This is a genomic window from Nesterenkonia aerolata (assembly GCF_031470965.1).
Lineage (GTDB): Bacteria > Actinomycetota > Actinomycetes > Actinomycetales > Micrococcaceae > Nesterenkonia > Nesterenkonia aerolata.
On record NZ_JAVKGR010000005.1, the window covers coordinates 70434 to 88196 of the forward strand.

Below are 17763 nucleotides of genomic sequence, written 5' to 3' on the forward strand. Positions count from 1 at the left end.
GTGATCTGCGGTGTGCACGGAAGAGGCACTGAGGCTGGGACGATCCGCACCCGACGAGAGGCAGCTCCACAACGATGATCTCTTCTATCCGCGGTGAGGTGCTTCATGTGGGCCTCGACCATGCCGTCGTCGAGGTCTCCGGGTTCGGTCTGCACGTCACCGCCACGGCGCAGACCCTGGCCGAGCTGCGCCCGGGAGAGCAGGTCCGGCTGCAGACCAGTTATGTGCCGCGGCAGGACGACGCCCCGCTGCTGTTCGGGTTCGCCTCCTCCGAGGAGCGGGAGATCTTCATCACCATGCTCTCCATCTCAGGGGTCGGCCCGCGGCTGGCGCTGGCGGTGCTCAGTGTCCACACCCCGAGCGAAGTGCGCCGCGCCATCGCGGAATCTGACACCGCCGCCTTCACCAAGGTCCCGGGCATCGGGAAGAAGACCGCCCAGCGGATCCTGCTGGAACTCGCCGGGAAGCTGGTCATCGAGCCTGCTGCGGAGCAGACTGAGGCTCCGGACGGTGCGGGAGGCCCGGCCGGTGCGGGACAGGAGGCTCCGGCTGCCAGCGGTGCTGCGGCCCAGGTGGAACAGGCACTGACCTCCCTGGGGTGGACCGAGAAGGACGCGCGCTCGGCCGTGGAGCGGCAGCTGCGTGAGGCTCCTGAACTGGCCGAGGCCGAGGTGGCGGTGCTGCTGCGCAGCACGCTGCGGATGCTCGGAGGGCCGGGTCGATGAGCACTGAAGACCCCCGTGAACTCGTCGGTACCACCCCGGCGCCGGAGGAACGAGCCATGGAGACGGCCCTGCGGCCGAAGTCACTCGATGACTTCGTCGGACAGCAGACCGTGCGCCGGCAGCTCTCCCTGGTCTTAGAGTCCTCGAAGCTGCGCGAACGAGCGGCCGACCACATGCTGCTCTCCGGCCCGCCCGGGCTGGGCAAGACGACATTGGCGATGATCATCGCCGCGGAGATGAGTGCGCCGCTGCGGCTGACCTCGGGCCCAGCCATCCAACATGCCGGTGACCTGGCTGCGATCCTGTCCTCCCTGGCCGAAGGTGAAGTCCTCTTCATCGATGAGATCCACCGCATGTCTCGCCCGGCGGAGGAGATGCTGTATATGGCGATGGAGGACTTCCGGGTCGACATCGTCGTCGGCAAAGGTGCCGGAGCCACTTCCATCCCGTTGGAGCTGCCCGAGTTCACATTGGTCGGCGCAACCACCCGTGCGGGGCTGCTCCCCGGGCCGCTGCGTGACCGCTTCGGCTTCACCGGACACCTGGAGTTCTATGCTCCCGAGGAGCTGGAACGTGTCCTGCGCCGCTCCGCCCAGCTGCTGGAGATGCGGGTCACCGATGCCGGCTTCGAGGAGATCGCCTCCCGCTCCCGCGGCACACCGCGGATCACCAATCGACTGCTCAGGCGGGTGCGGGACTGGGCGCTGGTCCACGGGGTCGCCGAGATCGACCGCCGCGCAGCCGGTGCCGCCCTGGACACCTATGAGGTCGATCCCCGGGGCCTGGACCGGCTGGACCGTGCGGTGCTGCAGGCTCTGTGCACCACGTTTCGCGGAGGCCCGGTCGGACTCTCGACCTTGGCTGTGATCGTCGGCGAGGAGACGGAGACGGTGGAGACCGTCGCGGAGCCCTATCTGGTGCGCGAGGGCCTGCTGGCCCGGACCCCGCGGGGGAGGATCGCCACTGACGCCGCATTCGCACACCTGGGTCTGCCTCGCCCGGAGACCCAGGAGGGCTTGCCCGGCACCTGATATTCTGACCCGTTGAACGACCCCACCGGAACCACTCCTGCCGTCGGTACATCGGCCGCGCCCCGGATCGGGCCCCGATGGCGACGGCAGTCCCTCGACGATGAAAGCGTGACCCCTCGTGACACAGACGTTCGATGATGCCTCGCTGCCGAGCTCGCTGATGACCCTGCTGGCGGGCGGCGGGGGAGAGGCCGCTGGCTTCGATCCCTTCCTGCTGATCATGTTCGCGATCATGGTGATCTTCGTGATCGTGATCATGCGGCGCGGCAAGAAGATGCGCGATAAGCAGCTCGACGCGATGACCGGAGCGGTGATCGGTGCGGAGGTGCTGTTGGCCGGGGGAGTAGTCGGCACAGTGATCAGCCGTGATGAGGAACGCCGTCGGGTCACCGTCGAGTTCTCCTCCGGTGACCGTGTCGACTTCCTGCTTCAGGCCGTCCAGCAGGTCCTGGAGCCGGCGGCCACCGCTCAGGACGAGGACCCCACCGCCTCCGAGGAACGCTGAATCCCGCTGATGGCCACAAGCAAGACTGCCGCGCGTGCCCGCGGTGCACTGATCGGCATGCTCATCCTCCTGCTGGGTATGGGAGGACTGCTCGCCTACGGGGTGTCCCAGGGCAAGGCGCAATGGGCCCCGCTGCTGGCCCTCGATCTCTCCGGCGGCACGCAGATGGTGCTCTCGCCTCAGGTCGACGGGGACGAGACCTTGGATGACGAGCAGCTCGAGCAGGCGGTGGAGATCATCCGGCAGCGCGTGGACGGCACCGGTGTCGCCGAGGCCGAGATCGCCACGCAGGGCGCGGAGAACGTCGTGGTGGGTATGCCCGGCAGCCCCGATGAGGAGACCAGAGAGCTCATCCAGGCCTCTGCCGATATGGAATTCCGCCCGGTGCTGCAGGCCGAACCGGACATGGCCTACATCGACGAGTTCATCGCCAACGAGGATGAAGACGCCGACGTCGAGGAGGCAGCCCCGACCGAGGACGCAGAGGACGGCACCGCGAACGACGCCGAGGACGGCACCGAGGACGGCACTGAGGACGAGGAGACCGCCGAGCCGGAGGACTTCCCGGAACCCAGCGAGGAACCGACCGACCCGTCAGACACCAACTGGATCTCCCAGGACATCGCCGCCGAGTTCGCCAACTACCGCTGCTCCCGGGACCTGAGCATCGCCGATCGCCAGGCCGCAGAATCTGAGGAACCGCTGGTCACCTGCGACCCGGAGACCGGGACGAAGTACATCCTCGGCCCCGTGGAGGTTCCCGGCGACCGGATCTCCGGAGCTGACTTCGGCACGGAGCAGTCCCAGTCGGGGATGTCCACCGGTCGGTGGGCGGTGACCATCACCTTCGACTCTGCGGGTACCGATGAGTTCCGGGAGTCCACGAGCCGTCTGGTGAACCTGCCCGATGTCCGCAACCAGTTCGCCATCGTCCTCGACGGCCATGTGATCTCCGCTCCGAGGACGCAGGCGGCGATCACAGACGGGCGCCCGCAGATCACCGGAGACTTCACTGAAGACGAGGCGCGGAACCTCTCCGAGCAGCTGCGGTACGGGTCTCTGCCCATCAGCTTCCAGATCGAGTCTGAGGAGCAGATCTCTGCGACCCTGGGCTCGGATCAGCTGCGGATGGGTCTGCTCGCCGGGGTGATCGGTCTGCTGCTGGTGGCCGGGTACGCAGTATTCCAGTACCGGGCGCTGAGCATCGTCACCATCACCTCGCTGGTCGTCGCGGGACTGATGACCTGGTTCGCGATCTCCCTGTTGGGGTGGTCAGACGGCTACCGCCTCTCGCTGGCCGGTATCGCCGGTCTGATCGTCTCCATCGGTCTGACCGCGGACTCTTTCATCGTCTATTTCGAACGCATCAAAGATGAGCTGCGCGAGGGCAGATCTCTGGCGGGTGCTGTGGAATCCGGATGGGAACGTGCCCGCCGGACCATCCTGGCCTCCAAAGCGGTGAACATCATCGCCGCCGCCGTGCTCTTCCTGGTCGCAGTCGGCAACGTCCGCGGGTTCGCCTTCACTTTGGGGCTCACCGCGATCATCGACGTGGCGCTCGTCTTCCTCTTCACCCACCCGGTGATGCGGCTTCTGGCCCGCAGGAGGTTCTTCGCACAGGGGCGCAGCTTCTCGGGCCTCTCGGCGAAGGAACTCGGCGTCGATGTGCTCTACCGCGGGGCGGGGCGATTCTCGCGCCGTGAGGTGGTCTACAGCACCGATTCCGCGGTGGTGGCGGTGGCCGGAGAAGGGGCCGCGGCCGTCGAAGAATCCGATTCTCGGCCCGCTGTCAGGGAGCGTCTTGAGGAGGATCCGGAATCTTCCGGGCTGACGATCGCCGAGCGGCGCCGGGCTCGGACACGACGCGCAGTTGATGAGCCGGGGTCGCTGGATGACAGTTCCCAGGAGAACAGCGCCCAGGAGAACGGTGCCCAGGACGACGGCCCCCAGGATGAGGAGGAGCGCTGATGGCTGCGGGATTCGCCAAGGCCGGGAACCAGCTCTACACCGGCGAGCGGGCCTATCCGTTCATCCAACGCTCGAACCTCTGGTTCTTGATCGCCGCTGTGCTGGTCGCCGCCTCGGTGGCCGTGCCCTTCCTGCGCAGTGGTTTCAACCTCGGCATCGAGTTCACCGGGGGGTCGGAGTTCACCGTCTCCTCCGTTGAGGACCCGGACATCAGCGTCGGGGAAGAGGCGGTGGCAGAGGTCAGTGACCAGGAGGCCATGGTCACCGAGATCGCCCAGGGCACCGTGCGGGTGCAGACTGAAGAGCTCGACGACGAACAGACGCTGCAGGTCGGCGAGGCGCTGCAGGAAGGTTACGGGGTCTCCGCCGATGAGGTGACTTCCAGCTTCGTCGGGCCCACTTGGGGCGAGCAGGTGTCTCAGCAGATGCTGATCGGTCTGGTGATCTTCATCGTCCTGGTTGCCCTGTATATGGCGATCTATTTCCGGACGTGGAAGATGTCCTTGGCTGCCATCTCCGGGCTTGCCGTGGTCGTGATCACCACGGCGGGGATCTACTCGGCCACCGGGTTCGAGGTCACGCCCAGCGCGATCATCGGCTTCTTGACGATTCTGTCCTATGCGCTCTACGACACGATGGTGGTCTTCGACAAGATCCGCGAGAACGTCGCGGCGGTGTTGAGCCAGAAGGATCAGACCTTCACCGAGCGGGTCAATCTCGCAGTGAACCAGACGCTCGTCCGCTCGATCAACACCTCCGTGGTCGGCATCCTTCCGGTCGGTTCGATCCTGTTCATCGGAGCCTTCCTCCTCGGCGCCGGCACCTTGCGTGATATCGCGCTGTCGCTGTTCGTGGGCATCATCGTCGGCACATTGGCCACAATCTTCGTCCAGGCCCCGCTCTATGCGCGGATGCGGCGCAATGATGCGGACCTGGTGGCTCACACTGAGGAAGTGCTGCGGCTGCGTGCCACACGAGGGATCGAGCAGGTCACCTGGTCTGGGACACCTTTGGACGCCGAGGGTCGTCCGGTGCCGTTCCCGCCGCTTCCTGAGCCAGAGGATGACGAGGGCGAGTTCGATGAGGACGGGCAACCTGTCGGCGACGAACAGGCCCCTGAGATCCTCATCACCGAGATGCCTGCCTCCGCATCCTCAGAGGATTCCGGGGAACCCCGCGGCTGAGACCTCACCGAGTCTCCGCTGTCACGGTGGGACCTCGGCGTCTGGACCTGGGTGTCTGGACCTGGGTCAGTGAGCGGGGCGAAGCGCTGAGCGAGTAGAATGTGCTCCATTCCGTTCGTGCCCCTCACCCCGGGAGAGCAGGTCGCATCTGGTGAACGATGACTCCGCATCCACCACTCCGCCGCGCGTGGCCTCGGATCAGTATGCCGACCCCGGGCCTGGCAGCGCCGATGCGGAGAGGACAGCGGGTGTAGGCGGCGTGGATGTAGGCGGCATGGAGGTGCGCGGCAGCACCCGGCAGATCGATGGTGAAGACCGTGCGCTGCTGGAGCCGCTTGAGGCGGTGATGCGCGGCACCGATGTCGAGTCCGATCTTCCGCTGGTGCAGCGGGCCTTCGATGTAGCCGCTCATCAGCACCGGCATCAGCGCCGCAAGAGCGGCGAGCCCTACATCATCCATCCCGTGGCCGTGGCCACGATCCTCGCCGAGCTGGGCCTCACCGGATCCACGCTGGCGGCGGCGCTGCTGCACGACACCGTCGAGGACACCGACTACAGCCTCGAGAAGCTCACCGAAGACTTCGGCGCCGAGATCGCCCATCTGGTCGACGGCGTCACCAAACTGGACAAGCTGAAGTTCGGCGACGCCGCACAGGCAGAGACCGTGCGCAAGATGGTGCTGGCCATGGCCAAGGACATCCGCGTGCTGATGATCAAGCTCGCCGATCGGCTGCACAACGCGCGCACGTGGAAGTTCGTCTCCGCGGAGTCCAGTTCGCGCAAGGCCAAAGAGACCCTGGAGATCTTCTCGCCGTTGGCTCACCGGTTGGGCATGAACACGATCAAATGGGAGCTGGAGGATCTCTCCTTCGCGGTGCTCTATCCGAAGGTGTACGAGGAGATCGTCCGCCTGGTGGGAGACCGCACCCCGCAGCGGGAGAAGTTCCTCGCCGAGGTCCGGCAGATCATCGCCGATGATCTCAGCGAATCGACGATCTCGGCGACCATCACCGGCCGACCGAAGCACTACTACTCGATCTATCAGAAGATGATCGTCCGGGGGAAGGACTTCGACGACATCCACGATCTGATGGGCGTGCGTGTGCTGGTCGAGTCCGTCCGCGACTGCTATGCGGCACTGGGGGCTCTGCACGCCCGATGGAACCCTCTGCCGGGGCGGTTCAAGGACTACATCGCCATGCCGAAGTTCAATATGTACCAGTCTCTGCACACCACAGTCATCGGCCCGCAGGGCAAACCGGTGGAGATCCAGATCCGCACCTATGAGATGCACCGACGGGCCGAGTACGGTGTGGCGGCGCATTGGAAGTACAAGCAGAAGTCCGGCGATGACCAGCAGCGCACCGGGGCCGCGAAATCGGTGCGCTTCGTCGACGGCTCGGCCCCGGGTGTGGCCACGCAGCAGAGCCAGACGACGGCCGATATCGGCTGGCTGCGCTCACTGGTGGACTGGCAGTCCGAGACCACCGATCCCGATGAGTTCCTGGAGTCCCTGCGCTACGAGATCAACGCCAAAGAGGTGTTCGTCTATACACCCAAAGGTGAGGTCATGGCTCTGCCCGCCGGGGCGACGCCGGTGGACTTCGCCTACGCGGTCCACACCGACGTCGGGCATAAGACCATCGGAGCGCGGGTCAACGGCAAACTGGTCCCGCTGAGCTCAGAGCTCCAGCACGGTGACTGGGTGGAGATCTTCACCTCCAAGGCCGAGGGTGCCGGTCCCAGTACGGACTGGCAGCAGTTCGTGAAGTCGGCACGGGCCAGGAACAAGATCCGTCAGTGGTTCACCAAAGAGCGCCGTGAAGAGGCCATCGAGCGCGGTAAGGACGATCTCACCAAGGCGATCCGGCGCTCGAGCCTGCCGCTGCAGAAGGTGATGAACCCCGATGTGCTCAAACAGGTCGCCGAGCAGCTGCACTATCCGGACATCGCCGGCCTCTACGCCGGGATCGGGGACAACAACGTCTCGGCTCAGAACGTCACCGAACACCTCCAAGCGCTGTACGCCCCGGAGGAGACCGAGGACGTCGAAGAGCATGACACCACGCCGATCACCGCCCCCCGGACCAAGCCCACGGAGATCTCTGATGCCGGAGTGATCGTCAAGGGCGCCTCCGGTGTGCTGGTGAAACTGGCACGGTGCTGTACTCCGGTCCCGCCCGATGACATCGAAGGATTCGTCACCCGGGGTCAAGGGGTCTCCGTGCACCGGGCCGACTGTAAGAACGTGGAGCAGCTGCGGGATCACCCGGACCGGCTGGTCGAGGTGGAATGGGCGCCCACGAAGTCCTCGGTCTTCCTGGTGGAGATCCAGGTGGAGGCCCTGGACCGGAAATCCCTGCTCTCTGACGTCACCCGGGTGCTGGCAGAGTCCCAGGTCAACATCCTCTCGGCCAGCGTCCAGACCTCCCGGGATCGTGTGGCGATCTCTCGGTTCTCCTTCGAGATGGGCGACCCGCGCTACCTCAATCATGTGCTGAACTCCGTACGCCGCATCGACGGCGTCTATGACGTCTACCGCACCATCGGACGCCGTCGGCAGTCCTCCTGAGGCACCGGACTAGCCCACACTGTCAGTACCAGGCGGGCCCAGGCCGAGACAGGCCATACCTCAGTCGCATTGCTGGATACAGGCCTGGAGGACCTCCGCGATCGCTGCGCGGTCCACCGTGGCGCCGCGCCGGTCCCGCTGCAGCGCGATGACGTCTTCGACCCGTTTCGGCGCCGCCTCATCGGCGAAGACGGACATCACCGTACCGACCAGTTCGACACGCCGCTGATCATCGTGGCCAGGATGCAGAGGCCCCGTCGAGATGGTGGTGCCGATGCCGAGGAAGGTGTCGGCGGCAGTGCGCGCCGGTGTGGTGACCTGCAGCGGCCCGAGCGTGCAGATGTCAGTCTCCTCCAGGTGCACGTCATGGGATTGCCGGTCCAGCACATCGCGGCGACGCCGACGGCGGAAGCCCGAACAGATCAGGGTCAGACGACGCGGTGCCGGAGCCCCGATGTGGATCCAACCGGCGAGCTCTCCGCAGATCACGACGTTCGTGCGGTCAGCCGGTGAGAGCAGCGTGCTCACCGCCTGAGCACGGACCTCAGGCCCCAGGGGCAGCGTGCGGGGGATATAGACATCGCCCAATAAGTGCCGCAGCGCGCCCTGGGCGGTCAGGCCCTGGAGCTCCTCGGTCCCGAAAGGCTCACCGGGCCGGTAGAGCCGAGCACGGGGCCGTGCGGGATGCGTCTCGGAGATCAACGGTGTAGGCGTCATGCCGACCATCGTGCCCCAGAGCAGCCTCCCGACGCTTCCGCCGGGCTCTCACCTGTGGAGAACTGCTGGACTGTGGAAGAGCGGCGGCACGGTGACCGGCGGCGAACCGCCGAGACCACTGAGCCTCACGGCGAGGTGTCCTCCTCGTGGTGCGGAACCACCACATCCCCGGGCTCCTGAGCGCGGGCGCGGCGCATCTGCAAGGCGTGCTCCAGAATCTCCACGGCTGCCGCCTGATCGATCGTCTCCCGGCCGGCCCGGGAATCCACCCCGGAGTCACGCATCTTCTGCGCCGCCGAGACGGTGGAGAGACGTTCATCGACCAGCCGCACCTGAGTCTGGGGTGTAGAGGAGGCCGCCAAGCGGTCGGCCAGGGCCTGCGCGTACTGCTGCGCCTTCACCGTCGAAGCGGTGTGCTCACCGGAGAGCGAGAGCGGCAGGCCCACATAGACCACGGTGACCGCACGGTCTGCGATGATCCGGCTGAGCATGCGCAGGTCACTGCCGCGCCGACTGTCCCGGCGCAGCGTCATCACCGGGGTGGCCAGCAGGGCGTCCGGGTCCGTGGCGGCCACCCCGACCCGGACATCGCCGACATCGACGGCCAGACGCACACCGGGACGGGCTGCCGGCTGGTGATCAGCCTCCATCACCGGTTGCGGACATCCCGGAGAACACCTGCCAGCGCCTCGTCCAATCGGGAGGCGTCCTGGCCACCGCCCTGGGCGATATCAGGGCGTCCGCCGCCGCCCCCGCCCAGGACCGCGCAGGCGTTCTTCACGAGATCACCTGCGGCGACCCCCTGCTCGCGGGCACCTGCAGTGGTCGCCACGACGATCACCGGCCGCCCCTTGGCCTCGCCACCGACGGCGACGACGGCGCTGCGGGAGCCGAAACGGCCCCGCAGATCCTGTGCGAGCTCGCGGACCTCATCGGCGGAGGAGACAGGCCCCAGCGCATGGGTCAGCACCTCGATCCCTGCGGCGTCCACGGCCTCGGCAAGCAGTGCGCCGGCCTGGGCTCGCAGCTGCTCGGCGCGGAGACGCTCCAGCTCGCGCTCGGTGTCCTTCAGGCGCTGCAGCGTGGCACTGATCCGTTCCGGCACCTGGTCAGCGGGCACCTTGAGCATTTCGGTCAGCTGGTTCACCAGCGTGCGTTCGGCCGCGAAGTGCCGGAAGGCGTCCATGCCCACCAAGGCTTCGACGCGGCGGTTGCCGGAGCCGACCGAGGCCTCAGAGAGCAGGGCGAGGGTGCCCACCTCGGCGGTGGAGCCGACGTGGGTCCCACCGCAGAGCTCCCGGGACCAGGGGCCGCCCAGCTCGACGACACGGACCTGCTCGCCGTACTTCTCCCCGAAGAGCATCATGGCACCGGCGGCTTTGGCCTCCTCCAGAGACATGATGCTGGTGGAGACCTCGTGATCGTCACGGATCGCCAGGTTCGTGATCTCTTCGAGCTCCTGACGGGCGCTGGGACTCATCGCGTCATCGTGGGTGAAGTCGAACCGCAGGTAGCCCTCCTTATTGAAGGAGCCGGCCTGCACCGCACCGGGGCCGAGCACATCGTGGAGGGCGGCGTGGATGATGTGGGTGGCGGTGTGTGCTTTCTGGGCATCGAGGCGACGGCGCACATCGATCTCGCCCAGGGCTTCGGCACCGGCGGGCACTTCACCTTCGAGCACTCGAGCCCGATGCACCGACAGCCCACCGATCGGGGACTGGACATCGGTGACCTCTAGGACGAACCCGTCTCCGCTGATGCGCCCGGTGTCCGGGGCCTGGCCTCCGGCCTCGGCGTAGAAGGGCGTCTCATCGAGCACGATCTCGACGTCCTGGCCTGCCACGGCCCGGTCTGCGGCAGCACCGTCGACCACCAGACCACGGACCCTCGACTGGCTGCTGTGTGCGGTGTATCCGGTGAACTGCGTGGGCCGATCGCCACGGATCTGGCGGTACACCTCGGTATCGGCGTGACCGGACTTCTTGCCCTTGGCATCGGCCCGAGCACGGTCACGCTGCTCGGCCATCAGCGCTCGGAACTGCTCCTCGTCGACGGTGACACCGGCCTCGGCCGCCATCTCCAGGGTGAGATCGATGGGGAAGCCGTAGGTGTCATGCAGGGCGAAGGCGTCGGCGCCGGAGAGCGGACGGTTCTGAGACTGAGCGTCAGAGACGGCGTGGTCCAGTTTGGCGGTGCCCGCGGAGATCGTCCGCAGGAATGCCTGCTCCTCCTTGACCGCGACCTGACGGATCGTGTCGAACTCGGTCTCGACCTCCGGGTAGACACCCTTCATGGCCTGCTGTGAGACGGCGATCAGGTCGGCGAACACCGGCTCCTCCACGCCCATCAGGCGCATACCGAGGATGACTCGTCGGATGAGTCGCCGTAGGACGAAACCGCCGGCCTCGTTCGAGGGGCGCACCCCGTCGGAGATGAGCATCAGCGCGGAGCGGACGTGATCGGCGATCATCCGCAGCCGGACGTCGGTGCTGTGGTGGGGGTCCTGAGGGTCCTCCGTGGAGGTGTACTCCACACCGGCGAGCTCGGCTGCGCGGTCCAGCACCGGGCGGACCTGGTCGGTCTCGTACATGTTCTCTACGCCCTGCAGCACCATCGCCAGCCGCTCCAGGCCGAGACCGGTGTCGATGTTCTTGTGCTGCAGCGGACCGGCGACGTCGAAATCGGACTTGGAGCGCACGGCCGAGAGCCGGAACTCCATGAACACGAGGTTCCAGATCTCGATGAACCTGGTCTCATCAGCGGCCGGACCGCCGTCCCGGCCGTAGGCCGGACCGCGGTCGAAATAGATCTCGGAGCAGGGGCCGCCGGGGCCGGGCTGGCCGGTGTTCCAGTAGTTGTCCTCGGGACCGAAGCGCTGGATGCGTGCCTCGGGCACGCCGACCACATCGCGCCAGATGGTGTAGGCCTCGTCGTCGTCCTGGTAGACGGTGACCCACAGGCGCTCAGGGTCCAGGCCGTAGCCGCGCAGGCCGGTCTGCGGATCGCCCTCGACAGGGGTGGTCAGCAGCTCCCAGGCCATCGGGATGGCTCGTTCCTTGAAGTAGTCGCCGAAGGAGAAGTTCCCGCACATCTGGAAGAACGTGCCATGGCGGGCGGTCTTGCCGACCTCCTCGATATCGGCGGTACGGATGCACTTCTGTACGGAGACGGCTCGCTGATAGGGCGGAGTCTCGGTGCCGAGGAAGTAGGGGATGAAGGGGACCATGCCGGCGATGGTGAACAGCACCGACGGGTCCGGAGAGACCAGCGAACTCGAGGGGACACGCTCATGGCCCTTTGCCGCGAAGTAGTCGTACCACGTGCGGGTGATGTCCTCAGTCTTCATGAGCGGGTCGTGTTCTCCTGGTGGGGTGTGCTGGGGCGACGGCAACGGCGTCTGCGATGACGATGAGGCATGCCGGACCGGATCAAGTGTACCGGGACACAGCACGGGCCCGTCATCGGCGATCCCCTGGGGATGCTCAATGACGGGCCCATGCCGATATGCGACATCCGAAGACGCCGCGGAAGGATCAGATGAGGATCACCGGGCGTAGTACTCGACGACCATCTGTTCCTCACAGGTGACCGGGACCTCTTCTCGCTTCGGAGCACGTGAGAGGGTGGCCTGCAGCTTGTCCAGCTCGACCGTCAGGTAGCCCGGAACGGCCGGAAGCGCATCCTGGTGTGCACCGGCGGCGGCGACCTGGAACGGCTCGAACTTCTCACTGCGCTCGTGCACGTGGATCATCTGGCCCGGGTTCACACGGAACGACGGGCGGTCCACGCGCTTGCCGTCGACCAGGATGTGGCGGTGCACCACGAACTGGCGGGCCTGGGCGATGGTCCGGGCGAAGCCGGCGCGCAGGACCAGGGCGTCCAGACGGGACTCGAGCAGCTCGATGAGGGTCTCACCGGTCAGCCCGTCGCGGCGCTTGGCCTCTTCGTAGTAACGGATCATCTGCGCCTCGCGGATGCCGTACTGGGCACGCAGACGCTGCTTCTCGCGCAGACGCACGGCGTAGTCGGAGTCGGTGCGGCGGCGGGTCCGTCCGTGCTGGCCGGGGCCGTAGGGGCGCCGGTCCAGGTACTTCTGGGCCTTCGGGGTCAGCGCGATGCCCAGGGCACGGGACTGCTTGACCGTGCGGCGGGAGCGCAGGGGAGTGGTGGGCATGGATATGTGCCTTTCGATTCGTTCGGCATGTGCTGTTTATCCGCCGCCCGCGGCACTGTTGTCAGCAGGACTGGATCACCAGGACCTGCGTGGGGACAGAACGGGCGGCTACCTGGCCTCCGGGATCCCTTCCGGAGAGCGCGGACTGCCGGGTGTCCGCTTCACGCTGCGGTTCTCCGCCGTGCACAGCTGCTGACCCTGGACTCAGGACACCAAACTGCGCAGGATCCTCGAGGTGATGCGCTTCTCTATGAAGCACACCGGAGGCGGAGCCTGCCAGACAGCCGACAACTATACCACCTCAGCCGCACTGAGAGAGTATGGCGCGGCACACAGGCGCTTCGGGCGACAAACTCAGGTGCCCTCGAGTGTTCCAGCGGCGTGATGCCGTGAACGTGATGCCGTGAACATGAAGCTGACGGCGGATCAGCCGCGCATGGCCTTGCGATCCGGACGCATCCGATACGGATCCACACCGTGGGGGATCGGCGGCCGGGAGATCGGCAGGGAGTTCAGCCGCTTATCCAACGCGGCGACCTCATGTTTGGTCAGCGTCTTATCCAGCTTCTTGATGTGCTTGTTCAGCCGCGGCAGAGGCACCTGGCCCTCGCCGCGGCCGGTCTCGACGACGTGGATCGGCACGCCGGTGTCACGCAGCACGGGGGTGAATCGCTTGCGCGTCTTCGGCACCAGCTTGCGCACGGCAGCGGCACTGCCGTCGGTGACCAGCACTAGGCCCGGCTTGCCGACCACACGGAAGACGGCGGCCTGCGTCTTCGGGTCCATCGCCACCGGCTCCTCGGTGACGGACCAGCCGCGCCGCAGCGTGTTCAGCACTGCCGCCGCGGCCCCGGGGCGGCCTTCGATCCGGGAGAAAGCGGCCTTCTCCGCACGGCGGTTCATCACGAACAGCGTGGCCAACAGACCGAAGGGAAGAGCCACGAGGACACCGGTCACCCAATTGAGGAGCAGGCCGATGACCACCGTCACCACGGCGAAGGTCAGCAGGAAGGCCAAAGCCATCCACCACCCGATGTTCGGGTCGTAGGAGCGGGTCATATCGAAGACCTGCTTGATGCGGGCGAAGAAGCCTTCCTTCTTATTGGCCTTCTTACGCGCCTTGCGCTCTTGCTTCTGCTGTTTCTGCTGGGCCTTGAGCTTCTTCAGCTCGGCCTTCGCCTCAGCTTTCGAGGAGACCTGCGGGGTGGAGGATTCAGCCTGTGCCATAGTGGCCCTAAGTCTACCCGCTCAGCACCGCTGGGCTGACCGGGCAGAGCGACCGAGTCAGTGACCTGCCGCGACCAGGGTGGCGGCCTCCTGCTTCGTCGTCCCTGAGGGCTCGATGTGCGCCAGCTCCGCTGGGATCTCCCAGCCCTTCTTGTGCATGGCCTTGGCCCAGAGGGAACCAGCGCGGTAGGAGGAACGCACCAGCGGCCCGGACATGACACCGAGGAAACCGATCTCCTCGGCCTCTTCGGAGATCTCTAAGAACTCCTGGGGCTTGACCCAGCGGTCCACCGGGAGGTGGCGTGGGGTGGGCCGCAGGTACTGGGTGATGGTGAGCAGGTCGCAGCCGGCGTCGTGGAGATCCTGCAGCGCCTCGCTGATCTCCTCGCGGGTCTCGCCCATCCCCAGGATGAGGTTGGACTTGGTGATCATCCCGTGGTCCCGGCCCTGGGTGAGCACATCGAGGGACCGCTCATAGCGGAAGGCCGGGCGGATGCGCCGGAAGATGCGCGGCACCGTCTCCACATTATGGGCGAAGACCTCGGGCTGGGCCTCGCAGATCCCGGCGATGTGCTCTTCGCGTCCGGAGAAGTCCGGGATGAGGATCTCCACGCCGGTGCCGGGATTCAGCTCGTGGATCTTGCGGATCGTCTCCGCGTAGAGCCAGACGCCCTCATCGGCTAGGTCATCGCGGGCCACTCCGGTGACTGTGGCATAGCGCAGGTTCATCTCCCGGACAGACTCGGCCACCTGGGTGGGTTCGGCCTCGTCGAGGGCCTGGGGGCGTCCGGTGTCGATCTCGCAGAAGTCGCATCGGCGGGTGCAGGCCGATCCGCCGATGAGGAAGGTCGCCTCACGGTCCTCCCAGCATTCGAAGATGTTCGGGCAGCCGGCCTCCTCGCACACGGTGTGCAGCCCTTTGCCACCGACACGTTGCTTCATCGCCGCGAACTCCGGGCCCATCTTGACCTTGGTGCGCATCCACTCGGGTTTGCGCTCCACAGGCACTTCTGCGTTGCGGGCCTCGACGCGCAGCATGCGGCGTCCTTCCGGTGCCACTGTCACGGCAGGGCTCCTTCCGTCGGGGTGGTCGATGTCTTTGGCGGGGTCGCTGAACCCGTCTCTGGGCGGGTCTCAGAACGAGTCTCAGAGCGGGTCTCAGAACGGACCTCAGACGGGACGGCATGCTCCGGCGCCAGCAGAGGGGGCAGATGGTCCTGCAGCTCAGCGATCACCGAGGCGGAGACGTCTGAGGGGGTGACGGTCCGGCCGATCTCAGCGCTGATCGAGGTGGTCTCAGCGTCGCTGATGCCACAGGGGATGATGTTCGAGAATGCCTGGAGATCGTTGGAGCAGTTGAGCGCGAAACCGTGCATCGTCACGCTCTGGTGAACACGCAAGCCGATGGCGGCGATCTTACGGGGCCTGGGGCCGTCGGTGATCCACACTCCGGAGCGTCCCTCGACAGTGGTGGAGTCGATGCCGTAGTCGCGCTGCAGCAGGTGGATGAGCCGGTGCTCCAGCACCGCGACATACTCGCGGACCAGTGCCGGTTCGGCCAGGTGCAGGATCGGGTAGCCGACGAGCTGGCCGGGCCCGTGCCAGGTGATCTTGCCTCCGCGGTCCACCGGGATCACCTGGGTGCCGTCGCGCGGCATATCCTCAGGTGCAGTGCGCCGACCGGCAGTGTAGGTGGCGGCGTGTTCCAGCAGCAGCACGGTAGAAGGCTGCTCACCGCGCGAGACCTGATCATGGAGGTCCCGCTGGACCTGGAGTGCAGCGGCATAGTCGACGACGTCCGGGGCGAAACCGAGCCGTCTGAACGCAAGGGGCATGGACCCAGCCTAGTCCTCTCGCAGTCGATGTCTGTGCACGGGCAGTTTCATCACGTCATACAGCTGATCAGCACCTCGACGGTGCCAGCCTGTGGATAACTTCTGCGCGCATCGGGCTGCCTGCGTCACAGTAGAGGTCATGGAGAATCAGAACGCACAGTATGAACCTCCCCTGAGCCTCCGTCTGGGGGATCCTCCGCAGGCACCCGGTCTACGAGTGACCCGGCTGCTGGGCGTCGGCGGGTCCGCTGCAGTCTGGGCTGCCGAAGTCCGGGAGTCATCCGGTGCACCTCTGCAAGGCCGAGATCGGCCCTCTGGTCCTGTCTGGTGCCACGACGGCGCACCTCCGCAGACGGTGGCTCTGAAGGTCTCGACCACCCCCTCGACGGAACCCGGTCATGACCAGCGGCTGCATGCGGAGCTGGAGGCCATGCGTCCGCTGCATCATGACCATCTGGTGACCCCATATGGCTGGGTTCCCACCTCTCACGGTCCCGGCCTGGTGATCGAGCTGTTCTCCGCCGGCAGTCTGGCAGCTCTGCTGCGCGCACGGGGCAGGCTCAGCGCCGGGGAGGTCACCACAGTCCTCACACCGGTGGCGGAGGCGGTGGCGCATCTGCACCGGGAGGGCGCCGTCCATGGTGACATCTGTCCGGGCAATATTCTGCTGGCACCGGACGGCCGTCCCGCCGTGGGGGATCTCGGTGATGCGCAGCTGCTCGGCGGTGCGCCCACCCCGGTCGGTACACCGGGGTTCACGGCGCCGGAGCGTCATGCGGCGGATTCCGCAGCCGAGACCGCGACCGAGACAGCGTTGGCCTGCGAGGCCGACGTCTATTCCCTCGGGGCCGTGGCCTGGTTCGCCCTGACCGGTCAGCATCCCGATGTCGACGCACGGCGAGCACCGTTGGGCACGCTATGCCCCGAGCTCAGCACTCGAGCGATCGATCTGATCGAAGAGACCCTCAGCGATGATCCGCACCGGCGCCCCTCGGCTCAGGAGTTCGCGATCGGGCTCTTCGTGGCCGCCTCACCTGAGGAACTGGATGTCAGCCCCTACGTCGATGACGAGGTGGTGGCCGATCTGCCCACACGGCGGCGGCCGGACCCCCGCCCTCGGCGCCGTCGGGGACGACGATCTGCGTTCATCGCTGTGACGGCGGCTGTGCTCAGCGTCGGCGCCTGGTGGATGTGGCCCGCGGGGCAGAGCCTCGACAGCGAGAGCAGCGAGCAGGCCGCGGCGGAGGAGTTCGAACATAATGCGGGCGCTGACGATTCCCCGGAGGCTGGTGAGGAAGCGGCCGCAGAGGCGGGGTCCGGTCCAGCAGATTCTGATCCGGCAGGCTCCGATCCTGCAGGCTCCGCATCCAGACTGTCCGTGGAGGCCGCTGAGCAAGCACTGGAATCTGAGGAGCCTGAGGAGATACTCCTGGGTCTTCAGAGCCTGCGCTTGGCGGCGCTCGAGAACCCTCAGGAGGTCTCTGCCGAGCTCTACACCGCCGAAGGCTCCCCCGCGCAGGAGACAGAGGAACTGCTGTTGGAGCAGGCTCCCGTCGAGGGCCCGGAGCTGAGTCTGGAGCTCCTCGGCAGCGAGAGCGAAGGCGGGTTGGAGGATGGGCCGGAACAGCACATCGCTCCGAGCGATCCTGAGACCTCAGAGGAGCTCATCCTCCCGGTGGCGGTGACCGCCGGTGAGTTCACCGGGGAGAGGCATTACGAGCAGCAGGTGCGCTTGGCCTTCGTCCGGGATGACGAGCGGTGGATGCTTCACCAGGTGCACGAGCTGGTCTGAGCAGACGGCACAGCGGGCTGGCTCGGCCGGTCA

14 protein-coding genes are annotated in these 17763 nt (G+C 66.5%); 7 read left to right on the forward strand and 7 right to left on the reverse strand.

Annotated features, from left to right (window positions below):
- Positions 1–74: 74 nt before the first annotated feature.
- The 6 genes from ruvA (at position 75) to RIL96_RS06235 (ending at position 7985) form a co-directional block, all read left to right on the forward strand.
- A complete protein-coding gene (gene ruvA / locus RIL96_RS06210; protein WP_310548146.1) occupies positions 75–725 on the forward strand; it encodes a Holliday junction branch migration protein RuvA in 651 nt (216 codons plus the stop codon).
- Positions 722–1756 carry a Holliday junction branch migration DNA helicase RuvB gene (gene ruvB, locus RIL96_RS06215; protein WP_310548147.1) on the forward strand — a complete coding sequence of 345 codons (1035 nt, stop codon included), beginning with the start codon at positions 722–724 and terminating at the stop codon, positions 1754–1756. The genes ruvA and ruvB overlap by 4 nt, the downstream gene beginning before the upstream one ends.
- A 118-nt stretch (positions 1757–1874) precedes the next feature.
- On the forward strand, positions 1875–2261 hold the full coding sequence (locus RIL96_RS06220) for a preprotein translocase subunit YajC (RefSeq protein WP_310548148.1): 387 nt from the start codon (positions 1875–1877) through the stop codon (positions 2259–2261).
- 9 nt (positions 2262–2270) lie between these two features.
- Positions 2271–4229 carry a protein translocase subunit SecD gene (gene secD / locus RIL96_RS06225; RefSeq protein WP_310548149.1) on the forward strand — a complete coding sequence of 653 codons (1959 nt, stop codon included), beginning with the start codon at positions 2271–2273 and terminating at the stop codon, positions 4227–4229.
- Complete coding sequence (secF, locus tag RIL96_RS06230) at positions 4229–5413, forward strand: protein translocase subunit SecF (RefSeq protein ID WP_310548150.1); 1185 nt, start codon at positions 4229–4231, stop codon at positions 5411–5413. The genes secD and secF overlap by 1 nt, the downstream gene beginning before the upstream one ends.
- A 274-nt stretch (positions 5414–5687) precedes the next feature.
- Positions 5688–7985 carry a RelA/SpoT family protein gene (locus tag RIL96_RS06235; protein WP_310548206.1) on the forward strand — a complete coding sequence of 766 codons (2298 nt, stop codon included), beginning with the start codon at positions 5688–5690 and terminating at the stop codon, positions 7983–7985.
- Positions 7986–8045: 60 nt separating this feature from the next.
- On the opposite strand, the gene RIL96_RS06240 is transcribed toward RIL96_RS06235, so the two are convergent.
- The 7 genes from RIL96_RS06240 to lipB all read right to left on the reverse strand — a co-directional run bounded on the left by RIL96_RS06240 (position 8046) and on the right by lipB (position 15938).
- The gene (locus tag RIL96_RS06240) at positions 8046–8702 is read right to left on the reverse strand and encodes a hypothetical protein (RefSeq protein WP_310548151.1); all 657 of its coding nucleotides are present in this window, start codon (positions 8700–8702) and stop codon (positions 8046–8048) included.
- Positions 8703–8827: 125 nt separating this feature from the next.
- A complete protein-coding gene (gene ruvX, locus RIL96_RS06245; protein WP_310548152.1) occupies positions 8828–9352 on the reverse strand; it encodes a Holliday junction resolvase RuvX in 525 nt (174 codons plus the stop codon).
- The gene (gene alaS / locus RIL96_RS06250; protein WP_310548153.1) at positions 9352–12048 is read right to left on the reverse strand and encodes an alanine--tRNA ligase; all 2697 of its coding nucleotides are present in this window, start codon (positions 12046–12048) and stop codon (positions 9352–9354) included. The genes ruvX and alaS overlap by 1 nt, the downstream gene beginning before the upstream one ends.
- A 198-nt stretch (positions 12049–12246) precedes the next feature.
- On the reverse strand, positions 12247–12876 hold the full coding sequence (gene rpsD / locus RIL96_RS06255; protein WP_310548154.1) for a 30S ribosomal protein S4: 630 nt from the start codon (positions 12874–12876) through the stop codon (positions 12247–12249).
- Between the two features lie 426 nt (positions 12877–13302).
- Positions 13303–14103 carry a DUF4191 domain-containing protein gene (locus tag RIL96_RS06260; RefSeq protein ID WP_310548155.1) on the reverse strand — a complete coding sequence of 267 codons (801 nt, stop codon included), beginning with the start codon at positions 14101–14103 and terminating at the stop codon, positions 13303–13305.
- A 57-nt stretch (positions 14104–14160) separates the two neighbouring features.
- On the reverse strand, positions 14161–15168 hold the full coding sequence (lipA, locus tag RIL96_RS06265; protein ID WP_310548156.1) for a lipoyl synthase: 1008 nt from the start codon (positions 15166–15168) through the stop codon (positions 14161–14163).
- Positions 15165–15938: a lipoyl(octanoyl) transferase LipB gene (gene lipB / locus RIL96_RS06270; protein WP_310548158.1), complete on the reverse strand. Its 774-nt coding sequence runs from the start codon at positions 15936–15938 to the stop codon at positions 15165–15167. The genes lipA and lipB overlap by 4 nt, the downstream gene beginning before the upstream one ends.
- A 139-nt stretch (positions 15939–16077) precedes the next feature.
- Here lipB and RIL96_RS06275 point away from each other — a divergent pair, with 139 nt between their 5' ends.
- A complete protein-coding gene (locus tag RIL96_RS06275) occupies positions 16078–17730 on the forward strand; it encodes a serine/threonine-protein kinase (RefSeq protein ID WP_310548159.1) in 1653 nt (550 codons plus the stop codon).
- Positions 17731–17763 lie beyond the last annotated feature (33 nt).